The sequence below is a fragment of the Streptomyces sp. NPDC050856 genome, from assembly GCF_040653855.1.
Classification (GTDB): domain Bacteria; phylum Actinomycetota; class Actinomycetes; order Streptomycetales; family Streptomycetaceae; genus Streptomyces.
Window position 1 is genome coordinate 1 of record NZ_JBFAGV010000028.1, and the last position, 21,350, is coordinate 21,350.

Annotated in this window: 18 protein-coding genes and 1 pseudogene; 6 read left to right on the forward strand and 13 right to left on the reverse strand. The window is 74.6% G+C overall.

All coding sequences use genetic code 11. The annotated features are described in order from the left end of the window. Positions 1–109: 109 nt before the first annotated feature. Positions 110–1,330 (reverse strand): cytochrome P450, encoded by a 1,221-nt coding sequence (locus AB0H53_RS22655; RefSeq protein ID WP_362116160.1) that lies wholly within the window; start codon positions 1,328–1,330, stop codon positions 110–112. Between the two features lie 244 nt (positions 1,331–1,574). On the opposite strand from AB0H53_RS22655, the gene AB0H53_RS22660 reads away from it, so the two are divergent. Beyond that, positions 1,575–2,381, forward strand: coding sequence for a hypothetical protein (locus AB0H53_RS22660; RefSeq protein ID WP_362116163.1), 807 nt, complete (start codon positions 1,575–1,577; stop codon positions 2,379–2,381). Positions 2,382–2,487: 106 nt separating this feature from the next. Here AB0H53_RS22660 and AB0H53_RS22665 read toward each other — a convergent pair whose 3' ends face one another. From AB0H53_RS22665 to AB0H53_RS22685, 5 genes are all read right to left on the reverse strand, one after another. After that, positions 2,488–2,934: a hypothetical protein gene (locus tag AB0H53_RS22665; RefSeq protein WP_362116386.1), complete on the reverse strand. Its 447-nt coding sequence runs from the start codon at positions 2,932–2,934 to the stop codon at positions 2,488–2,490. 119 nt (positions 2,935–3,053) lie between these two features. Then, positions 3,054–4,502 carry a penicillin-binding transpeptidase domain-containing protein gene (locus AB0H53_RS22670; RefSeq protein WP_362116166.1) on the reverse strand — a complete coding sequence of 483 codons (1,449 nt, stop codon included), beginning with the start codon at positions 4,500–4,502 and terminating at the stop codon, positions 3,054–3,056. Between the two features lie 65 nt (positions 4,503–4,567). Beyond that, positions 4,568–5,257: a response regulator transcription factor gene (locus tag AB0H53_RS22675; protein ID WP_362116169.1), complete on the reverse strand. Its 690-nt coding sequence runs from the start codon at positions 5,255–5,257 to the stop codon at positions 4,568–4,570. After that, entirely contained in the window at positions 5,254–6,504 is a 1,251-nt protein-coding gene (locus AB0H53_RS22680) for a histidine kinase (RefSeq protein WP_362116172.1), read from the reverse strand. Before AB0H53_RS22680 ends, AB0H53_RS22675 begins: the two co-directional genes overlap by 4 nt. Further along, positions 6,501–7,487 carry a hypothetical protein gene (locus AB0H53_RS22685; RefSeq protein ID WP_362116175.1) on the reverse strand — a complete coding sequence of 329 codons (987 nt, stop codon included), beginning with the start codon at positions 7,485–7,487 and terminating at the stop codon, positions 6,501–6,503. The genes AB0H53_RS22680 and AB0H53_RS22685 overlap by 4 nt, the downstream gene beginning before the upstream one ends. Before the next feature lie 200 nt (positions 7,488–7,687). On the opposite strand from AB0H53_RS22685, the gene AB0H53_RS22690 reads away from it, so the two are divergent. The 3 genes from AB0H53_RS22690 (at position 7,688) to AB0H53_RS22700 (ending at position 11,593) form a co-directional block, all read left to right on the forward strand. Then, on the forward strand, positions 7,688–9,217 hold the full coding sequence (locus AB0H53_RS22690; protein ID WP_362116389.1) for an aldehyde dehydrogenase (NADP(+)): 1,530 nt from the start codon (positions 7,688–7,690) through the stop codon (positions 9,215–9,217). A gap of 257 nt (positions 9,218–9,474) precedes the next feature. Further along, a complete protein-coding gene (locus AB0H53_RS22695; protein WP_362116178.1) occupies positions 9,475–10,389 on the forward strand; it encodes a serine hydrolase in 915 nt (304 codons plus the stop codon). 139 nt (positions 10,390–10,528) lie between these two features. After that, positions 10,529–11,593: an aminotransferase class V-fold PLP-dependent enzyme gene (locus AB0H53_RS22700; RefSeq protein ID WP_362116181.1), complete on the forward strand. Its 1,065-nt coding sequence runs from the start codon at positions 10,529–10,531 to the stop codon at positions 11,591–11,593. A gap of 185 nt (positions 11,594–11,778) precedes the next feature. Here the strand turns inward: AB0H53_RS22700 and AB0H53_RS22705 are convergent. From AB0H53_RS22705 to ectA, 4 genes and pseudogenes are all read right to left on the reverse strand, one after another. After that, positions 11,779–12,104 (reverse strand): annotated as a pseudogene (locus AB0H53_RS22705) (ectoine hydroxylase); the annotation flags it as partial. Between the two features lie 3 nt (positions 12,105–12,107). Then, positions 12,108–12,506 carry an ectoine synthase gene (locus AB0H53_RS22710; RefSeq protein WP_362116184.1) on the reverse strand — a complete coding sequence of 133 codons (399 nt, stop codon included), beginning with the start codon at positions 12,504–12,506 and terminating at the stop codon, positions 12,108–12,110. Positions 12,507–12,535: 29 nt separating this feature from the next. Next, entirely contained in the window at positions 12,536–13,804 is a 1,269-nt protein-coding gene (gene ectB, locus AB0H53_RS22715; RefSeq protein ID WP_362116187.1) for a diaminobutyrate--2-oxoglutarate transaminase, read from the reverse strand. Between the two features lie 49 nt (positions 13,805–13,853). Then, entirely contained in the window at positions 13,854–14,402 is a 549-nt protein-coding gene (ectA, locus tag AB0H53_RS22720) for a diaminobutyrate acetyltransferase (RefSeq protein WP_362116190.1), read from the reverse strand. Between the two features lie 651 nt (positions 14,403–15,053). Between ectA and AB0H53_RS22725 the strand changes: the two genes are divergently transcribed. Further along, positions 15,054–15,986, forward strand: a complete 933-nt coding sequence (locus AB0H53_RS22725) for a LysR family transcriptional regulator (protein ID WP_362116193.1) — start codon at positions 15,054–15,056, stop codon at positions 15,984–15,986. 403 nt (positions 15,987–16,389) lie between these two features. Here AB0H53_RS22725 and AB0H53_RS22730 read toward each other — a convergent pair whose 3' ends face one another. Beyond that, positions 16,390–17,490, reverse strand: a complete 1,101-nt coding sequence (locus AB0H53_RS22730) for an aminotransferase class V-fold PLP-dependent enzyme (protein WP_362116196.1) — start codon at positions 17,488–17,490, stop codon at positions 16,390–16,392. Between the two features lie 79 nt (positions 17,491–17,569). On the opposite strand from AB0H53_RS22730, the gene AB0H53_RS22735 reads away from it, so the two are divergent. Then, positions 17,570–18,661 carry an amidohydrolase family protein gene (locus tag AB0H53_RS22735; RefSeq protein WP_362116199.1) on the forward strand — a complete coding sequence of 364 codons (1,092 nt, stop codon included), beginning with the start codon at positions 17,570–17,572 and terminating at the stop codon, positions 18,659–18,661. Here AB0H53_RS22735 and AB0H53_RS22740 read toward each other — a convergent pair. After that, on the reverse strand, positions 18,651–19,217 hold the full coding sequence (locus AB0H53_RS22740) for a GNAT family N-acetyltransferase (RefSeq protein ID WP_362116202.1): 567 nt from the start codon (positions 19,215–19,217) through the stop codon (positions 18,651–18,653). The two genes, AB0H53_RS22735 and AB0H53_RS22740, sit on opposite strands and share 11 nt — an antisense overlap. Then, on the reverse strand, positions 19,204–21,258 hold the full coding sequence (locus AB0H53_RS22745) for a penicillin acylase family protein (protein ID WP_362116205.1): 2,055 nt from the start codon (positions 21,256–21,258) through the stop codon (positions 19,204–19,206). Before AB0H53_RS22745 ends, AB0H53_RS22740 begins: the two co-directional genes overlap by 14 nt. Positions 21,259–21,350 lie beyond the last annotated feature (92 nt).

Below are 21,350 nucleotides of genomic sequence, written 5' to 3' on the forward strand. Positions count from 1 at the left end.
GGGCCTGTGGGGCTGCCCCTGGGGGGGGGTGCGCCCCCCCCCCCGCCGGGGCCCCTGTTGGCCGGCCCCCCCCGGGGGGGGGCCCCCCCCCCCCCCCGCGCCTCACCCCTCACCAGGCGACCGGCAGGCTCTGCGGACCCCGGATGAGCCCCTTGCGCTGCCACACCATCTCCTCCTCCGGCACCGCGAGGCGCAGCTCGGGGAAGCGGCCCAGGAGGCTGGCGAGCATCACCTCCGACTCCATCCGGGCCAGGGAGGCGCCGATGCAGTGGTGCACCCCGTGGCCGAAGGCCATGTGCGCGATGCCCGTGCGGTCGAAGTCGACGGTGTCCGGGTTGTCGAACATCCGCGGGTCCCAGTTGGCCGTGAGGTACGAGGCGTACACCACCTCGCCGGCCCGGATCAGCACCCCGCCCACCTCGACGTCCTCCACCGCGACGCGCGGCAGCCCGACGCCGTTGCGGTGCGGGATGAAGCGCAGCAGCTCGTCGACCGCCTGCGGGAGCAGGTCGGGTTCGGCCCGCAGCCGGGCCAGGTGACCGGGGCGGGTGAGCAGCGCGTAGACCATGTTCGCGCTGTTGTTGCGGACCGCGTGGGCGCCGCTCACCTGGATGGCGGTGGTGACCGAGACCGCCTCCTCCTGGTTCATCTCGCCCCGGCTCATCGCGTCGGCGAGCACGGTCGCCAGGTCCTCGCGGGGCTCGCGCCGGCGCCGCTCCAGCAGGTCGATGATGTACGCCGTCAGCTGCGCCTTGATCTCCCGGCTGCGCTCCGGGCCGGGACCGGCCGACAGGACCATGTCGGGCCACGCGGCCAGCTTGGGCCGGTCCTCCTCGGGTACGCCGATCAGGTCGCTCACCACCGCCAGCGGGAACGGCCCGTGGAACAGGGCCATGAGGTCCGCCGGGGGCCCGTGCCGCTCCACCTCGTCGAGCAGCCGGTCCGCGGTCGCCTGGGCCATGGGCCGCAGCCGCTTCATGTTCTGGGCGGTGAAGACCTTGGCGACGATCTTGCGCAGGCGGGTGTGGTGCGGTGGGTCGGTGTAGTTGAGGCCCGCGTGCGAGGCGACGGTGTGACCGGTCATCCTGGTCGCCGTCGTCTCCCGGTGGACCAGCGCGCTGCGGCTGAAGCGGACGTCCGACGTCACCATTCTGACGTGGTCGTACCGGGTCACCAGCCAGGCGTCCCCGTCCCCGTGGGGCAGCCGGATGCGCGCCACCGGCTCGTCCCGCAGCAGCTCGGCGAGGAGCGGGTCGAACTCCAGGCCGCGCAGGTCCTCGAGCGCCCAGAAGCGCGCGGACGGCGTCTGGGCCGTCGATGTGTCCGTCATCCCATTGGCCTCTTCTCTCATGGTGGACAGCCACGGCCATGTGTTCCCTGCGCCCCCGGCCCGTGACGCCACCCCTCGCCAAAGCGCCCCAAACGGGCGAAACAGTGAAAAATCCCCCCACCCGGCCGGTTGAAAAGCATACTTAGCGGGTCGGGCGGGTGACGATGTGTCAGAAGCCAGTGGGGGCGTCCGCCCATCGGGCAAGCAAGAGCATCGTCGGTAGGAGCTCTCACAGGAGACCCAGATGCGCGCAACTTCCCGTATGACCCGTGCCGCCGCGCACGGTCTGTTCGCCACGTCGATCATCGCCACCTCGCTGACGGCCGTCGCCGGTCACGCCGTGGCCCTGGAGCGAAGCGCGATGCCCAGCCACCAGTGCACGGTCAACGGCGTCGCCGTCGCCCCCGGTGAGCACGTGCGCGGCACCAGCCGCAACGACACGATCGAGTGCGAGAACGACATCGAGAACGTCACCGTCTGGGGCGGCGGAGGCAACGACAACATCCGTGTGAAGGGCCTCATCGTCGACTCCCAGGTGCTCGGTGGTGACGGCAAGGACACCATCCAGACCAGCCACCTGTTCCCGCGCCGGGGGTCGGCCTCCGTCCGGGGCAACGCCGGGGACGACGTCCTCATCGTCGCCACCGTGCGCGGCACGAGCGACAACGGCGCCACCGTGTACGGCGACATGGGCGACGACCGGATCACCGTCGGCAGCATCCACGGCACCCCGGGGGAGCACGCCAGGGGCGGCGGTCAGGTGTTCGGCAACGACGGGGTGGACCGTATCCGTACCGGGACCGTCGACTTCGGCGGCCGGGTGCTCGGCGGCTCGGAGAACGACCTCATCGAGGCCAAGGCCGTCGGGCCGGAGGCCGGTGGCGAGATCCAGGGCGGTCCGGGCCGCGACGTCCTCAGGGGCACGGACAACACCGTGCTGTCGGCCGGACCCGGCTGGGGCGTGGTCGACGGCGGCCTGGACATCGACGAGTGCAAGGTGGTGCACGCCTCGCCCGAGCGCGCCCGGAGCACCATCGCCAGCTGCGAATGAGCCGGTCCCCGGCTCGCGGGCGCCCGGACCGGGCCCCGGCGGCCGGGAGCCGGTTTCCGGCGGGCGGCCGTGCGGTCGCCCACCGGGCCGTGTGCGGCGGGACGCGTCAGGCCGACGCGTCCCGCCGCGCCGTTTCCGGCCGCCCGGAGCCGGGCCGTGCCGGGTGCGCCGCGGCCCGGTGGGGCCGGCTCCGCTCCCACCACAGCGCCGCCCCCGTCGCCACCGCGCCCAGGCCCTCCCACACGCCCACGCCGAGGAAGCCGGCCGGGGCACGGCCGGTGAGGACGGCACCGGTGAACACCGCGCAGGTCAGCAGGCGGAAGGGGACGGTCCAGCGGAAGAAGGCCCGCCAGTCCGCCAGGGCCGCCAACAGGTAGTAGACACCCATGTTGACCGCCGCCATGGAGGAGGCGGTCAGGAACACCGGAGTGTGGTCGCCCGCCACCCGGCGGGCGTCCGGTACGGGCTCCAGACCCATGACCACGAGCAGGGCCTCCGGCGAGACCAGGCCCACCACGCCGAGCGCGGTGGCGAGTACGCCGAACACCGCCATGGTCCAGCCGGAGAGGGAACGGGGGCGGATCGGCCGCACGGCAGTCCTCCGCGTAGCAGGGGCAGGGGCAGGGAACGATCCTGCATACCGTGCCGCCCCTCCCGCCCGGCCACCGGGTCCTACGTCAGCGCAGCGGCCATCATCTTCCGGGCGACCGGCGCCGCCAGGCCGTTGCCGCTCACCTCGGCGCGCGCCGCCTCCGAGTCCTCCACGAACACGGCCACGGCCACCTCCTCGCCGGTCGAGGTGTCCTTGGCGTAGGACGTGAACCAGGCGTACGGCTTTTCGCTGTTGCCCACGCCCCGCTGCGCCGTACCGGTCTTGCCGCCCACCTCGGCGCCGTCGACCCTGGCGTTGGTGCCGGTGCCCTTCTCCACCACCGTGACCATCGCGCTGCGCAGCTGCTCGGCGGTGGACGAGGACACCACCCGGCGGGAACCCGGCTCCTCGTACGTCTCCAGCGGGTCGCCGTCGGCGTCCACGACCTGGGCGACCATATGGGGGGACACCATGACCCCGTCATGGGCGATGGCGGCCGACACCATGGCCATCTGCAGCGGTGTGGCGGTCACATCGAACTGCCCGATGCCCGACAGGCCGGTCTGCGCCTTGTCCATCTTCGTCGGGTAGACGCTCGCGTAGGCCCGTACCGGCACGTCCAGCCGGTCGTCGTTGAAGCCGAACTTCTCCGCCATCGCCCTGACCTTGTCCTGGCCCAGGTCGACGGCCAGCTTCCCGAAGACGTTGTTGCAGGAGTACCGCAGCGCGGTGCGCAGAGAGGCGTTCTCGCAGGGAGCCGCGGCGTTCTCGTTCCTCAGGGGGGTGACCGTGCCGGGCAGGGTGTACGGATCGGGGCTGCGGGTCTGCTCGTCGACCGAGCCGTACAGCCCGTTCTCCAGGGCAGCCGCCGCGACGACCAGCTTGAACGTCGAGCCGGGGGCCACCGGCTGCCGGATCGCCCGGTTCGTCAGGGGCTTGTCCTCGTCGGCGCTGAGCTTCCGCCACGCCGCGCCGTCACCCGTCCCGGCGATCACCGAGGGATCGTAGGAGGGGGTGCTGACCATCCCCAGGATCCGGCCGCTGCCCGGGTCGATCGCGACGGCCGCCCCCTTCTTGCCGCCCAGTGCCCCGAACCCGGCCTTCTGCACCGCCGGGTCGATCGTCGTCAGGACGTCACCCGGCTCGGTCCGCTTGCCGGTGAGGGCGTCCGCCGGGTTCCTCAGCCGGGGGTCGGTGCCGTCGAGCACCCCGGAGTGGACACCCTCCAGCTGGGTGGCCCCGTAAGCCTGGGAACGGAAGCCGGTCACCGCCGCGTACAGCTCCCCCTGGGGGTACGTGCGCTTGTACCGCAGGTCGCCCCCGGTCGTCGGCTTCGACCCGGTGACCGGCGAACCGGCCACGACGATGTCACCGAGCGGGCCGGCGTACCGCTCCATGACGTTCCGCCGGTTGTGCTTGTCGTCCGCGAGGGCCCGGGCCTCGTACACCTGCAGCCAAGTGGCCCGCACCAGCAGCGCGAGCACCAGCAGGAAGGTGAAGACCGCCGCTCTTCTGATCGTCGTGTTCATCCCGTACCCAGGACGAGCGGGACACCCGGAGCCGTTCCCGGTGCGACCGGTTTCTCAGGGAACGTTCATCCCGGCGGCGGCGCCCACCGGGACGGGTCCGGGGTGATGAAGCCGGACTCGTACGCCGCGATCACCGCCTGGGTGCGGTCCCGGGCGCCCGTCTTCGCCAGCACCGCCGCCACATGGGTCTTGGCCGTCGCCGCGCCGACCCGCAGCCGTGCGGCGATCTCCGCGTTCGTCAGGCCGGTCGCCATCAGCCGCAGCACCTCGGCCTCCCGCTCGGTCAGCCGCGCCACCCACGGCGCCCGCGCCCCGGGCCCCGGGGGCCCGTACGCCGCGGCCAGGCCGCGCAGGGCCGCCGGGAACAACAGCGAGTCGCTGCGCGCGACCAGCCGTACCGCGTCCACCAGGTCCTCCGCCGCCGCGCGCTTCAGCAGGAAGCCGGCGGCGCCCGCGCGCAGCGCGTCGTACACATGGCTGTCGTTCTCGAAGGTCGTCACCACCACGATCCGCGGCGGCCGCTCCACCGACGCGAGGACCCGCTCGGTGGCGCGGATGCCGTCGATCCCGGGCATCCGCACATCCATGAGCACCACGTCGGGTCGCAGCTCGCGCACCACGGACACCGCCTCCGCGCCGTCCGACGCCTCACCGACCACCTCCAGGTCCGGCTCGGCGTCCAGGATCACCCGCAGCGCGGTGCGCACCATCCGCTCGTCGTCGGCGACCACCAGCCGCACCGGCGCGCTCCTCATCGGGCACCGCCCGCCAGCGGCAGACGGGCGGTCAGCCGCCAGACCCCGTCCACCGGGCCGGCCTCGGCCGTGCCGCCCAGCAGCCGGGCCCGTTCGGCGACGCCGCGCAGGCCGCGGCCACCACCGGGCCGGGCCACCGGCGGCCCGGCGGGCAGCGGGTTCTCCATGGTGATCTCCCATTCGCCCCCGTGCCGGGCGATGCGCACCGACAGCGGCGATTCCCCGGCGTGCCGGGCGGCGTTGGTCAGCCCTTCCTGGACGATCCGGTACGCCTCCCGCGACACCGGTCGCGGTATGCCGGCGAGTCCGCCGTCCGGCACGCTCAGCGACACCGCCAGGCCGGTGCCGGACAGCAGGCCGTCCAGCGCCTCCAGCCCCGGGCCCGGCAGTTCCGCGCCGTCCTCGCCAGCGCGCAACAGGCCCAGCACCGAGTCGAGTTCACCCACCGAGCGGCGGGTGGCCTCCTCGATCGCCGCCAGCGCCTCCCGGACGAACTCCACGTCGCTGTCCAGCACCCTGCGGGCCGCGCCCGCCTGGAGCGTCACGGCGCTCAGCGCGTGACCGACCGAGTCGTGCAGCTCCCGGGCCAGGCGGTTGCGGACGGCCAGGTCGGCGGCCCGCCGCTCGGCCGCGGCCAGCCGGTCCGCCGGTGTCGGCCCGAGCAGCACCGGCGCCCGCCGGGCCAGCAGCGCCCCCGCCCCGGCCGCCGCCGCGGCGAGGGCGAGCAGGCACAGCAGGCCGGCCGGCGGCCCGGCGTACGCCACCCACGGCCGGTCCAGCGGCGGGTACGCGCGGAGCAGCGCCTCGCGCACCGCCGCCGAGAACGGCAGCACCATCAGCGCGAGCGCGAACGGCGGCAGGGCGAGGCTCGCCCCGCTGACCAGCCCGCCCAGCCCCACGTGCAGGGTGAACCAGCCGGCGGTCCGCACCCTGGCCGCCCGCGACCGGGCCGGGCCGTCGGCGAGCCGCCGCGCCGGCACCCCGCACAGCGTCCGGGCGGCCGCCACCGACATCGGCCGGGCCGCCGGGAACAGCGCGCTGACGGCGGCGAGCGGCAGGGCGGCCCCGTACGCCCCGAACGTCACGGCCGGCGAGGCGGCGAACACGCTCCCGCGCGCGCCCGCCAGCGGCCCGACGAACAGGCCGGCCAGCAGCCAGTACGGCATCAGCAGCGCGCCGCCCAGGACCAGGTGCACCCACCGCAACCGGGCCCGGCGGCCCAGCAGCGTGCCGAGGACCGTCCTCACGCCCGGCTCACGCCGGTTCCGGCCGGGCTGGTCCCGCCCGCGCCGCTTCCCCGCCCCTCGTACGCCGGTTCCGCCGCGCGCCGCCGCAGAAAGGCAGCCACGCAGCACGCCAGCAGCGCCCCCGCGATCATCTCGCCAGCGTAGGCCAGGGTCATCGGCTCCGTCGCCCCCTGGGCGACGCCGTCCCGGGGCAGCAGGGACGTGAGAGTCAGCCAGCCACCCCAGCAGGCCACCGCGCCCGACCCGACCCAGGCGAGGGCCAGCGGCAGCCGCACCGGCGCCGTCCGGTCCCGGCGCAGCACCAGTGTCAGCACCCCCGCCACGGCGGCGGCGGCGAAGAGCACCTGCACCGACTCCAGGACGGGGAAGCCGCCGGTGCGCCGCCCGCTCGCCGGATCTGCGGCGAGCCGGCCGGCCAGCCGCGCCAAGTGCGCCGCCACGGGCCCCGCCAGCAGCACCGACGCGGTCACCGCGACGATCCGCGTCCCCCCACCCACCCGGGCTCCGCCCGCCCACAGGTGACCCCAGCGGTCCCTGGCGTACAGCACGAACAGCGCCCCCAGGGCCAGCCCCTGGACGAGGAAACCGCTGTAGACCACCCCGAAGACCCACCCGTCCAGGAAGGGCTCACCTCGTCCCCCACCGAGGAACCCGGCCGCCAGCTGGGCCGGGAAACCGGCCACGACGGGGGCCAGCAGGCCGGTCGCCACCCACATCGGGAAGGCGAGCGGCCACGCCCCGAACCGCAGGCCCCAGCGCTGCGTCAGCAGCAGGGCCAGCACCACGACACAGGCGTCCATCAGCAGGGTCAGACCATTGGCGGCGGCGATCACGCCCCGGTGCTCCAGCAGCACGCTGCCGTCCGGGATGCCGATCCGGCTGCCGGCCAGCCAGGCGGTCTTGAGCGAGAGGTAGGGGACGCAGGCGACGAGCACAAGGGCGCGCAGCGCGCCGCGCGTGGCGCCCAGCGGTGTCGGGTTCATGCCCCCACGCTGCCGCCCGTGCCGGCCGGGCGCCTCCCTCCGGCTGACGAACCGCCTCCGCCGCTCGGCGGAGACCCGTCCCCCGGTGGTCTTGTGACCCGGCCCCGGCCGTCCATAGAGTTCCCGGCGTGCCCGTCGCCGGGAACGCCGCGCCCACCGAGCGGCCGGGACGGCGCCGGCGGACCGGGGAGGACATCGTGGTGGCAGCGGGGCGGGTCTGGAGCGTCGACCCCCGGACCGGGGAGCGGCGCGAGCCGGTGGCGAGCGAGGCCACGGCCGAGGACGTGGACAGCGCGGTGCGGGCCGCGCACGCCGCCCGCGGCGCGCTGGCCGACCGCGCGGTCCGCGCCGCCTTCCTGCGCACCGCGGCCGAGTTCCTGGACGGCGCCGGGGACCGGCTCGTCGGGACGGCGGACGCCGAGACCGCCCTCGGCGCGGGCCGTCTCACCGGTGAACTGGCCCGCACCTGCCACCAGTTGCGGTCCTTCGCCGACACCGTCGACGAGGGCGCCTTCCTCGACGTGATCATCGACCACCCCGACGACACGGCCACCCCGCCCGTCCCGGACCTGCGCCGCTACAAGATCCCGCTCGGCGTCGTCGCCGTCTACGCCGCCTCCAACTTCCCCCTCGCCTTCTCGGTGCCCGGCGGCGACACCGCCAGCGCGCTCGCCGCCGGCTGCCCGGTCGTCGTCAAGGCCCATCCCGACCACCCCGCCACCTCCGAACTGGCCGCCGGGGTGCTGCGCCGGGCCGCCGCCGCGCACGGCCTGCCCGAAGCGGTGGTGGGCCTGGTGCACGGCTTCTCGGCGGGTGTGGAGCTGGTCCGCCACCCGCTGGTGGCCGCGGCCGGGTTCACCGGCTCGGTGCGGGGCGGCCGGGCGCTCTTCGACGCGGCTGCCGCCCGCCCGGTCCCCATCCCCTTCCACGGCGAACTCGGCTCCCTCAACCCGGTCCTGGTCACCGAGGCGGCCGCGGTGGAACGCGCCGGGCGGATCGGCGCCGGACTCGCCGGCTCCATGACGCTGGGCGTCGGCCAGTTCTGCGTCAAGCCGGGCCTGGTGCTCGTGCCCGCCGGGGCGGCCGGTGACGAGCTCGTCGCCGCGCTCGCCGGGGCACTGGAGGCCACCGGTCCCGGGCACCTCCTGGACCACCGGATGCGGGACGCCTTCCTCGCGGGCACCGCCGAGCGCGCGGCGCTGCCGGACGTCGACGCCCCGGTCGCCCCGGGCCCGGCGGGCGAACACGCCGTGCGGGCCGGCTTCCTGACCGTCCCGGCCACCCGGCTGATCGCCGGAGGCGGGTACGAACCGCTCCTGGAGGAGTGCTTCGGCCCGGTCACCGTGGTGGCCCGCTACGAGGGGCCGGACGAGGCCACCGCCGTACTGCGCCGGCTGCCCGGGAACCTGACGGCCACCGTCCACCTGTCCTCCGGCGAGGCGCGGGGGGCGGGCGACGGGGCGGCGGTCCTCGCCGAGCTGACCGCCCTGGCGGGGCGGGTACTGGTCGACGGCTGGCCCACCGGAGTCGCCGTCGCGCCCGCCCAGCACCACGGCGGCCCCTACCCGGCCACCACCTCCACCTCCACCTCGGTCGGCACCACCGCCGTCGAGCGCTGGCTGCGCCCGGTCGCCTACCAGTCGGTGCCCGAGGCCCTGCTCCCGCCGGAGCTGCGCGACGGCAACCCGCTGGGCCTGCCGCGCCGGGTGGACGGGCGCCCGGAACACTGACCCGGCCGGTCACGGTCCCGGGCCGGTCACGGACCCGGGCCGGCCACGGGTCCGGCGGGCCGGTTCCGTCCGCCCCGCAACCGCCGGACGGCTTCCGGGCGTCGTCGTCGGCGTGATCGGAGTGCCGCCGATTTCCGACGCGAGTCGTACATCCATGCGGCCCTCTCATGAGTCTCGTATCGGGGTGCTCTTCCATGGCACCCCGATCCAACGCATCGCGAACTCGGAGCGTTTTCTTGATATCCACCCACACAGGCGTGCGCAGAGCGGCCACGGTCGTACTCACCAGCGGACTCCTGCTCACCGCGTCGCCCCTCGCCGCCCCCGCACAGGCGGCCGTGCCGATCCCGTCCATCAGCGCCAAGGGCGGCTTCATGGTGGACCAGGCGACGGGCAAGGCGATCTACGGCAAGGCGAACGACACCCGCCGCCAGATGGCCAGCACCACGAAGATCACCACCGCCATCGTGGTCCTCACCACCCCGGGTGTCGACCTCAACCGCAAGGTCACCATCAAGCAGGAGTACCGCGACTACGTCGTCCGCAACGGCGGCAGCACCGCCGACCTGCGCACCGGCGACAAGCTGACCGTCCGCCAGCTGCTGTCCGGCCTGATGCTGCCCTCCGGCTGCGACGCGGCCTACGCCCTCGCCGACACCTTCGGCACCGGCACCACGACCGCCGCCCGTACCGCGTCGTTCATCGGCAAGATGAACGCCAAGGCCACCCAGCTCGGGCTGAAGAACACGAAGTACGACTCGTTCGACGGCATCTCGGCGGCGGGGAACAACTACACCTCCCCGGCCGACCTGGCGAAGATGGCCCGGCACGCCTTCAGCAGCGCCGTCTTCCGCGACGTCGTCAAGGTGACGTCGTACCAGGCCGCCGCCACCACCAGCACGGGCGCCACCCGCACGTACACCTGGTACAACACCAACAAGCTGCTCGGCTCCTACAGCGGCGCCAACGGCATCAAGACCGGCACCGGTACGACCGCCGGTCCGTGCCTCGTCTTCGCGGCCACCCGTGGCACCACGACGTACGTCGGTGTCGTGCTGAACGCGCCCGACCGCTTCAACGACGCGGCCAAGCTGCTCGACTTCGGCTTCGGATCGACCACGGCTCGCACCATGGAGCTGCGCTCGCTGCCCACCGGCGCCCAGCGCGACTGACGCACCACCGGCCCCGCGCCACAGGAGGGCCCGTCCGGCACCGCCGGACGGGCCTTCCGGTTTCCTGGCGGGAATGCCGGAAGGTGCCGCGCGACCATGCCCGATTGACGCGTGCTCGGGCGCGGCGGAGGGTGGGGCCATGGAGACTTCCCTCGCCGGGGCCGAGTTCGCGCCTGCGCAGACGTACCTGAACACCGCCACCTGTGGGCTGCTGCCGCGCCGGGCCGTCACCGCCGTCAAGGAGCTGGCCGAGTGGAACGCCCAGGGCCGTCCCGGCGGGGTCGGGAGCCTGGAGGTGGTGGCCGCCGCACGCGCCCGGTACGCGCGGATCGCCGGGGTGGGACCGGACCGGGTGGCCGTCGGCGGGTCGGTCGCGGTCCATGCCGGGCTGATCGCGGGCTCGCTGCCGGCCGGTGCCGAAGTGCTGCTCGCCGAGGGCGACTTCAGCTCGCTGCTCACACCCTTCGCGGCCCGCGGCCACCTCACGACGCGGTACGCCCCGCTGGAGGAGCTGGCCGGGGCGGTGCGGCCCGGCACCGCGCTGGTCGCCGTCTCCGCCGTGCAGTCCGCGGACGGCCGGGTCGCCGACCTGGCGGCGGTACGGGAGGCGGCGGCCGGGCACGGCGCCCGGCTCCTGGTGGACACCACCCAGGCGGTGGGCTGGCTGCCGCTGGACGCGGGGGGGTACGACTACACGGTGGCGGGCGGCTACAAGTACCTGTGCTCGCCGCGCGGGACGTCCTTCCTCACGGTCACCGAGGAGGCCCAGGAGTCACTGCCGCCGCTGCACGCGGGCTGGATCGCGGCCGAGGACCTGAACGGCGCCCCCTACGGGGCCGTGCGCTCCTTCGCCGCCGCCGCGCGCCGCTACGACGAGCCGCCCGCCTTCCTCGCCTACCACGGTGCCGAGCGCTCGCTGGCGGTGATCGAGGAGGTCGGCGTCGAGGCGATCCACGCCCACGACACGGCGCTCGCCGCCCGCTTCCGGGCCGGGGTGGCCGCCCTGGGCCACGAGCCGGTGCCGGGCGACTCGGCCGTGGTCGCGGTGCCGGGGCTCGGCGGGCGGGAGGGGGAGTTGCTGGAGGCGGGCGTCGTCACCGCCGCCCGGGCGGGCAATCTCCGGGTCGCCTTCCACCTCTACAACTCGGTGGCCGACGTGGACCGGGCGCTGGACGTGCTCTCCTCGGGCCCCGCCGGCCGCTGAGACCGGCCGGCCGGAACGCCGAGGCGGCCCGCCACCTCCCGGCACAGGTCCGCCTCGACCTGGCCCAGCAGCCGGGCCGGCGCGGTCCGGGACCCCGTGGACGCGGTGGGGTGAAGTCCCGCGCCCCGATGAACTCCGGCCGCCGCGCCGGCGCCGCGAACGGCTCCACCGCCGCGTTCTCCGTTCGCGAAGACCTCGCTGATCCGGTGGACCTCGAACACCGACCGTACGGCCTGGGACTTCGGCTCGATGATCGGGCGCTCGTCGGCCCGGACCGCCGGGTCGGCGATCAGCCGCTCCAGCTCGGCGCGGTGGACGGCCACCTCGTCGTCGGCGAGGAGGTCCCCGTCGGTGAGGACGCCGTCCCGCTCGTACGACTCCAGGGCGGGGGACACCGGTCCCCGGACGACCGGGTCCGGCGGGGCGTCAGCACTTCCGACGCGCCGCGCGTCGGGTACAGGTCCCGGTGGGCCGGGGCCGCGGCCGGGTGGGCGGCCCCGGTCACGGCCATGCCTCAGTCCTCCTCCGTCAGCAGCGGGTAGACACCGTTCTCGTCGTGGTCCTCCCGTCCGGTGACCGGCGGGTTGAAGACGCACACACAGCGGAAGTCGGTCCTGGGGCGCAGGGTGTGCCGCTCATGGCCGTCGAGCAGGTACATCGTGCCGGGCTCGATCCAGTGGGTCTCACCGGTCCCGTGGTCGGTCAGCTCGGCCTCGCCCGCCACGCACAGCACGGCCTCGATGTGGTTCGCGTACCACATCGACGTCTCCGTCCCGGCGTACAGCACGGTCTCGTGCAGCGAGAAGCCGACCTTCTCCTTGGCGAGCACGATGCGCTTGCTCTCCCAGGTGCCCGAAGCGGCCCTCACATGGCGGTCGGTGTTCTCGATGTCCTTCAGCGATCGGACGATCATGCGGTGGCGTTCCTTTCCTGCCAGGGGTCTCAGGCGGTCTCGGCGACGGCGCGGGCCAGTGTGCGCAGCCCCTCGTCCAGTTCGTCGGGGGTGACGGTCAGCGGCGGCAGCAGCTTGACCACCTCGCTCCGCGGACCGGACGTCTCCAGCAGCAGCCCGAGTTCGAAGGCGCGGCGGCAGATCTCGGTGGCGCGGGCCTTGTCGGCGAACTGCAGGCCCCAGACCAGGCCGCGGCCCCGGTAGTGGGCTCCGTGGGCGGAGTTCTCGTCGCAGATGGCCAGCAGGGCCTGCTCGACCTGCTCACCGCGGACGATGGTCTGCTTCTCCATCTGGCCGTCGGCCCAGTAGGTGTCCAGCGCGGCGGCGGCGGTGACGAAGGCGGGGTTGTTGCCCCGGAAGGTGCCGTTGTGCTCGCCCGGCTCCCACACGTCCAGCTCCGGCTTGAACAGGCACAGCGACATCGGCAGTCCGTAGCCGCTGATCGACTTGGACAGGGTGACGATGTCCGGGGTGACGCCCGCCTCCTCGAAGGAGAAGAAGGCACCGGTGCGCCCGCAGCCCATCTGGATGTCGTCCACGATCAGCAGCATGTCGCGGCGGTGGCACAGGTCGGCCAGCGCCCGCAGCCACTCCGGGCGGGCCACGTTGATACCGCCCTCGCCCTGGACCGTCTCGACGATCACCGCGGCCGGCTTGTTCAGCCCCGAGCCCTGGTCCTCCAGCAGCCGCTCGAACCACAGGAAGTCCGGAACCCGGCCGTCGAGGTAGTTGTCGAACGGCATCGGCGTGCCGTGCACCAGGGGGACGCCCGCGCCCGCGCGCTTGAAGGCGTTGCCGGTGACCGCCAGCGAACCCAACGACATGCCGTGGAAGGCGTTGGTGAACGACACGATCGACTCGCGCCCCTTCACCTTGCGGGCCAGTTTCAGCGCCGACTCCACCGCGTTGGTGCCGGTCGGGCCGGGGAACATCACCTTGTAGGGCAGGTCGCGCGGCCGCAGCACCACGTTCTGGAACGTCTCCAGGAACGCCCGCTTGGCGGTGGTGGCCATGTCCAGGCCATGGGTGATCCCGTCGCGCTCGATGTAGTCGATCAGCGCCCGTTTCAGCACCGGGTTGTTGTGGCCGTAGTTCAGCGAACCGGCACCGGCGAAGAAGTCCAGATAGGAGTGACCGTCCTCGTCGGTCAGGCGGGCGCCCTGGGCGCGGTCGAAGACGGCGGGCCAGCCACGGCAGTAGCTGCGCACCTCCGACTCCAGGGTCTCGAAGACGCTCAGGGCGGGCGGGGTGATGGTCACGGCGGGTCTCCTCGTCGGGCGAGTGGGGGTGAAGGACGTGCGGCGCGGATCAGGCGGCGATCGGGCCGATGCGGTACAGCACCTCCGGCTGGTGCGTCCCCTCCGGGAAGAGGTCCCCGTCGAAGAGGACCTCCCGCTCCAGGGCCGCGCCGCGGCGCTCCGCGTACGAGGTGAACAGCCGGTCGGAGGCGGTGTTGTCCGGAGTGACGGTCGTCTCGACGGTGTGGACGCCCTGGCCGCGCACGCGTGCGGTCAGCGCGTCCAGCAGCACTCCGGCCAGCCCGCGGCCGCGGTGGGCCCGGTCGACGGCGACCTGCCAGACCACGAGGGTCTCCGGGCGCTGCGGGCGGACGTATCCGGTGACGAAGGCGATCGGCTCACCGTCGGCGCCGCGCGCCACCAGGGAGGTGGCGGCGAAGTCCCGGCACCACAGCAGGTAGCTGTACGAGGAGTTGAGGTCGAGGACCTCGGAGTCACGGGCGATACGCCAGATCGCGGCTCCGTCCTCCACTCGTGGGGTGTCGATACCGATGGCCTGCGGGGCCGCTCGGTGGAATTCGTTTCGGGCACCTGCGAGGTCTGGGTGTGCGGCGGTCATGCGGACTGAATTTACCCAGCAATTTCTGAAATTGCATCGGGGGAAGGGGTTGGGTGAGCGCCGTCGATGTGTTATTTGCGCGGGCGTGTGCTGCCGCCCGGGCGGCAGGGAGTGGAGGGTATTGCCCGTATATACGCCCCTATATCGGGTGCCATGTGGAGTCGATCACACCTGTGATGAGCGCTGCGGGGCGCGGCTGAATTCCGCGTCGCGGCCCCATCGGGCCCTGGTGTTTGGGGAGCGGGAAACGGGGCAGGAGAATGCGGGAAGCCATCCTCGGGACAATTCTTTAGTTATTCGGGGCGCCATACGGAATTCCTGTTCCTGGGGAAGCGGCGGGCCATGCGCGGCCGACGGGCGAACCGCCCGGGGGCCGGGCCTGGCCGCGCTGCCGCCGCGCGTTGCCCGCCGGGCGCCGTCACCGGCGGCCGGGCCCTCGGCCGGGCCCGTGCCGACCGCGGCCGGGCCGTCCTCGCCGCGCCCGCCCCCTGCCACCGGATGAGTCGTTCCGGCCTTCCCTCCGTATGTGTGTGTCCCGCCGGGTTTCGGCGGTGTGCGCCCGCCGGGAACAACTACAGCGCGGGAAGAAGTCGTCACCACGGAGCGGTTGACCAGCACAGTGATCATCAACGGTGATGGATGGGGGCCAGGGTGGAGCTGCGTCAGCTGGAGTGTTTCGTCGCCGTCGCCGAGGAGCTCGGATTCGACCGGGCCGCCGAGCGGCTGCGCCTCACCCGGGCCTCGGTCGGCCGGCGGATCGCCGGCCTGGAGGGGGAGTTGGGGCTGCGGCTCTTCGAGCGTTCCGTCCGCCACGTGCGGCTCACCGCCGCCGGTGAGCGGCTGCTGCCCGAGGCGCGCGCCGCGCTCGCCGCCGCCGGGCGGGTCCGGCGGACCGCCGCCGGCATCGCCGCCGGCACCGAGGGCCTGATCCGGCTCGGGACCACCCGGGCGTTCGCCGACCGCGTGTACCGGGCCCTCGGCACCCTCGCCGCCGGCCGCCCCGGGCTGCGCGTGCGCCTGGAGCGGGCACCGCAGGAGGCCCGGCTGGCGGCCGTCCGGTCCGGCACCTTCGACGCCGCCCTGGTGCGCGCCCTGGACCGGGCCGACGGTGTGGCCCTGCACCCGCTGTGGTCCGATCCGCTGATCGCCGCACTGCCCGCGTCCCACGCGCCCGCCCTGGGCCTCGCCGGCGACGAACCGCCGACGCTGGACCTGCTGGCCCGCCTGCCGCTCCGGCTGGCACCGCGCGCCGCCAACCCGGCCCTCCACGACCTGGTCACCGCCGCGGTCCCGGAGTGGACGCCGGGGCCGCCGTTCACCACGCTCCGGGACACGCTCACCGAGCTGGCGGCCGCCGCGGAGCCGTCCTGGACGGTGTTCCACCCGGTGGGCGGCCTCCCGCCGGTCGACCGGGTCGTCTTCCGCGTACTGCCGGGCGTGACCGTCCCCGTCTCCCTGGCCACCCCGCCGGCCCCGCTGAGCGCGCCGGTCCAGGCCCTGTTCGACGCCCTGTCCACCACCCGGGCGGTGACCCGGCCGGCCCCGGTCCGGCCCGCGGGCCCGGTCGCCGTGGGACCGCGCTGAGCGCCGGCGTAGCCGGTCACCGGCCGGTGGGCCCGGTCACGGCACCACCGGGCGACGTCCGAGCGGGTACGCGGCCCCCGGCGGCCCGCGCGCCACCGGGTGGCCGGTGTCCGTGGCGGGCGCCCGGCCCGGTCACCGGCCGGTGGGCCCGGTCACCGGGCGGGACCGGTCACCCGGTGGGCCCGGCCCCGGTCAGCACCGCTCCGTCCACCCGCCCACCCGGCGGGCTCCCCGTGGCCCAGGGGGCGTCCCACCGATCTCGCCGGGCCCGCGTCACCTGGTCCCGCGCCTCGCCGCGCTGTTGCCGTCGGTCGCCCATGCTCCGCGGTGCCTCCCTCCTCCGCCGTGCGATCCACGCCACCGGACGCCGCTCCCCGATCCGGCCCGATCGACGAGACACCCCCTAGTGCCACGCCTCCGTCGCCGCCCGGCGGGCGCCCTCCAGGTCGACCGCCGCGCCCGTCTCGCCCAGGGCGGCGCCCAGCGCGGCCAGACACGAGTGGACCGCGCCCAAGGTGGCGTCCACGCCGTAGTGGTTCACCCGGACCATCTCCCGGGCCAGCGCCCCACCGCCCGCGATCAGCGGCAGCGACGGGTCGGCCGCCAGCGCCCGGGCCACCAGCTCGGCGGCGTCCACCCCGGCCGGGACGCGCAGCGTCGTCGCCACCGGGGCGGCGTCCCCGGCCTCGTACACATACGGCTCCAGGCCGCCGCCCAGCGCCGAAGCGCCCGCCCGGGTGGCCGCGGCGGCCGAGGCGTGCCGGGCCATCAGCGCGTCCAGGCCCTCCGCCTCGATCCGCTCCAGGCAGGCCTCCAGCGCCAGCATCTCCAGCTGCGCGGGCGCGTGCAGCAGCGCCTTGCGCCCGCCGTCGATCCAGCGCTCCTTCCAGTCCAGCAGCGACAGGTAGGAACGGCGGGGCGCGCGCGGGTTGGCCGCGAACCGCTCCCACGCCCGTTCGCTCACCGACACCGCCGAGACCCCGGCGGGGCCGCCCATCGCCTTCTGCGCGCCGATCACACACAGGTCCACGCCCCAGGCGTCCGGCAGCAGCGGCTCGGCGCCCACCGACGCCACGGCGTCCAGCATGAACAGCGCGCCGTGCGCACGTACCACCTCGCCGATCTCCGCGACCGGGTTGGTGTTGCCGGTCGCCGCCTCGGCGTGCACCAGGGAGACGAAGTCGATCTCCGGGTGACGCTCCAGCGCGCCGGCGATCTGCCCGGCGGTGACGGCCGTGTGGAAGGGCACCTCGAGGTCCACGACGTGTGCGCCGCAGTCCCGCAGCCAGCCGCCGAAGGTGTGCCCGTACGGCCCGGTGATCACGTTCAGCGCGGTCGAACCGGGTCGCGCGCCGCCGCGGACGCAGCCCTCCAGAGGCAGCAGCGCCTCGCCCTGCGTGATCACCACGTCCTGCTCGGTGGACAGCAGCGCGGCCACCCGCCGCTCGATGGCCGCGAAGTGCGCGGCGGTCAGCGGGGCCAGGTCGAGGAGGGGGTGTGTCACGGCGGGCTCTCTTCTGGTCTGTTCATATTCCGTACGGACTGCTCCGCCGAGGGTACCGACGCCCTCGTACAGTGCTGGAATGAGCGATCACGTGGTGCTGCATGTGAAGGGGCGGGTGCTCGTCGGCCCGGAGGACGTCCGGGACGAGCTGTGGGTCGTGGACGGGCGGATCAGCCACGACCGGCCGGCGCGTGCCCAGGACGTCAGGACGGTACGGGGCTGGGCACTGCCCGGTCTGGTCGACGCGCACTGCCATGTCGGTCTCGACAAGCACGGCGCCGTCGACGCGGCCACCAGCGAGAAGCAGGCCCTCACCGACCGGGACGCGGGCACGCTGCTGATCCGTGACGCGGGCTCGGCGGCCGACACCCGGTGGATCGACGACCGCGAGGACCTGCCCAAGATCATCCGGGCGGGCCGGCACATCGCCCGCACCCGGCGCTACATCCGCAACTACGCCCACGAGATCGAGCCGGCCGACCTGGTCGCGTACGTCGGCCGGGAGGCGCGGCGCGGCGACGGCTGGGTCAAGCTGGTCGGTGACTGGATCGACCGCGAGGCCGGCGATCTGACGGCCTGCTGGCCGCGGGCCGAGGTGGAGGCCGCCATAGCCGAGGCGCACCGGCTGGGCGCGCGGGTGACCGCGCACTGCTTCGCCGAGGAGTCGCTGCGCGACCTGGTCGAGGCGGGTATCGACTGCGTCGAGCACGCGACCGGTCTGACCGAGGACACGATCCCGTTGTTCGCCGACCGGGGGGTGGCGATCGTGCCGACGCTGGTCAACATCGGGACGTTCCCCGGGCTGGCGGCCGGGGGAGAGGGCAAGTTCCCGCGCTGGGCCGCGCACATGCGCCGGCTGCACGCGCGCCGCTACGACACCGTCCGGGCCGCCTACGACGCGGGCATCCCCGTCTACGTCGGTACCGACGCGGGCGGCTCCCTGGCGCACGGCCTGGTCGCCGCCGAGGTCGCCGAGCTCGTCAAGGCCGGCATCCCGCCGCTGCGGGCCCTGTCTGCCACGTCGTGGGGCGCGCGCCAGTGGCTGGGGCGCCCGGCCCTGGAGGAGGGCGCCCCGGCCGACATCGTCGTCTACGACGAGGACCCGCGCGCCGACGTCCGGGTACTGGCGGCACCCCGGCGGGTGATCCTCAACGGCCGTGTCATCGGCTGAGGAACAGCAACCGGGCGCGCTTCTCGGCGAGGTGGACCTCCGGCAGCACGATCTCCGGCAGGACCACCTCGGGTCCCGGCTCGAAACCGGCGCGCACCAGCAGCGCGATCGCCTTGTCGTTCGCGGCGTCCGGCTCGGCCACGATCCGCCGGTGGTCCTGGAGGGCGAACGCCGTGAGCCCCTTCACCAGGCGCGCCGAGAACCCGCGCTCGGGCGCGCCGGCCGGGGCGATCAGCAGGTGGACGCCGATGTCGCCGGGCTGGGCGTCGTAGCACTCGCTGACCCGGTCGGCCCCCGGCTCGTAGGTCTGGAAGAGCGCGACCGGCTCGCCGTCCCGGTACGCCAGGAACGCGTGGTGCGTGGTGAGCGAGTCGAGGTGGGCGTAGACCTCGCGGACGTCGTCCACGGTCGTCTCGCGCATGCCCCAGAAGCGCGCCCGCTCCTCGCTGACCCAGGAGTGCAGCAGCGCGGCGTCGCGGGCGGGGTCGACCCGGGCGAGGCGCAGGGTGCCGAACCCGTCGACGGCCTGCTCGTACACGGCTTCAGTGGTGGTCACGGGACTCCTCGGTGAGTTGCTTCCAGTCGGTGACGACGGGGACGAGCCCGCCCCGCGCCCAGAGGGGGAGCTGGTCGCGTTCGTGCGGGTCGCCGGGGATGCCGGAGGCGCCGAGCGGGACCACCCACAGGCTGTCCTCGCGCCGGGCCAGGTCCCACACGTAGCGGGCGGCCGGGCCGCGGGCGCTGCGGTCGGTGACGCCGGGGACGCTGGACGTGGACAGTACGCAGTCGTGGTCGCCGTCCAGGCCGGGCCAGGCGGCGTCGTCGTCCGCCGGCAGCGCCGCCCAGGGGGCGAGGCGGTGGGTGGCGCCCCAGGACCGGGGGGCGCCGGCCGCGGCCACTTCCTCCAGGGCGGCGCGCACCGTCGCCGCCCGGTCGGCCGGCGGCACGGGCCCGCCGGTCAGCAGGGACTCCAGGGCGTAGGCGATGCGCGGGGCCAGGGCCAGCCAGGGCTGGAACAGGGCGGGGTAGGCGGGCGGCTGGGCCAGCACGCGCAGGGCCGGGTGACCGGCGAGGCGGCGCACGACCGCTCCCCGTACGGCGGCGAACGCCGCCGCGTCCGCGCTGCCGGCCGCCATGTGCCGGTCCCAGCGCAGCAGCCGGTCACGCAGTTCCCGGGCCCCGGCGGTGAGGTCGGGTGCCTCGGCCACCAGGGCCAGCAGGGGCCGGGCGGAGGCGAGCAGGGTGTCGGTGTGGACGGCCGCCATGTCCGCGGCGGTCCACCGCTTCGGCTCGGCCAGCAGTCCGGCGATCCGGACCGCGCGGTGCGGTGGCGCGAACTCGACGCCGAGGGGCGCGGCCGGTCCGCGCTGGTTCGCCATGACCGCGACGCCGTCGACCGGCCGCCTGGGCAGCGGGTCGTGGTGGCCCCGCCACTCGTGGCCGGGCTCCCAGGCGGGCACGACCCGCAGCTGGTTGTCGCGGTGGCGCACCGGCACGTACCCGGCCACCCGGTGCAGGGTGCCGCCGCGGGTGTCGGCGGCCTGGACGACGTTGACGGGCTCCACCCAGTGGTCGAAGGCCCGGTCCACGTCGGCCACGGTCCGGGCGGCGAGGAGGGCGGGCAGGGCGGTGAAGCCGAGCTCGCCGGTGACGCGGGGCGGGTAGCGCAGGCTGACGGGACCTTCCGCGCCCTCCGGGACGATCACCGGGCCGCGTTCGGTCTCGATCACCTCGACGGTGACCGGGCCGGCGTCCTTGACCTCGAGGGTCTCGGTGTGGGCGGGTGCGGGCCGCCAGCCCTCGGGACCGAGGGCCTCCACCGCGCCGTCGGCGGTGCGCCGCAGCCGCTCGCGGTAGAGGTCCTGGTAGTCGGCCATGGCGTTGGTGATGGCCCAGGCGACGCCGCCGGTGTGCCCGAAGTGCGCCAGGCCGGGCACGCCGGGCACGGCCAGCCCCACCACGTCGTACTCGGGGCAGGCCAGCCGGATCTGCTGGTACACCCCGGGTGCCTCGATGAACCGGTGCGGGTCGCCCGCCACGATGGCCGCGCCGCTGGCGGTGCGCTCACCGGTGACCAGCCAGCCGTTGCTGCCGGAGGTGGCGGGGCCGTCCGTGGCGAACAGCTCGACGGACTCCTCGCCGAGCCGGCGGGCGACCTCGTCGCGCCACAGCTTGGTCGGGAAGCCCGCGAAGAGGATGTGGGTCGACAGCCAGACGCCCAGGGGTGTCCAGGGCTCCCAGTGCCCGGGAGCGAGCGCGGTGGCGGCGAACTCGGGCGTCCGGCCCGCCCCTTCCGGGAGCCCGGCGTTGACGCCGTCCACGTACGCCGTGACCCAGGTACGGGTCGGGGCGTCCAGCGCGTCGAAGCAGCGCCGCGCGGTGTCGGCCAGGCGGGCGCGGCGGGCGAAGAGGTCCCACTCGACGGCGTCGGCGCCGAGGAAGGCGGCCGTGGTGCCCTGGACGCGGTGCCGCTCGACCTCCAGTTGCCACGCCCGGTCCAGGGCGGTGGTGCGGCCCTGGGCGAAGGCGAGTGCGTGCGCGTCGGCGGCGCGGAGATGCGGGATGCCCCAGGTGTCCCGGTAGACCTCGATGCTCACTCTTGTCCCGATCTCTTTAGGTTAGGCTGCCCTAACTTAAGCCACGGCTGTCCGAGAATCAATCCCGGGGGTCCGGGTGAAGCCCGGGAACG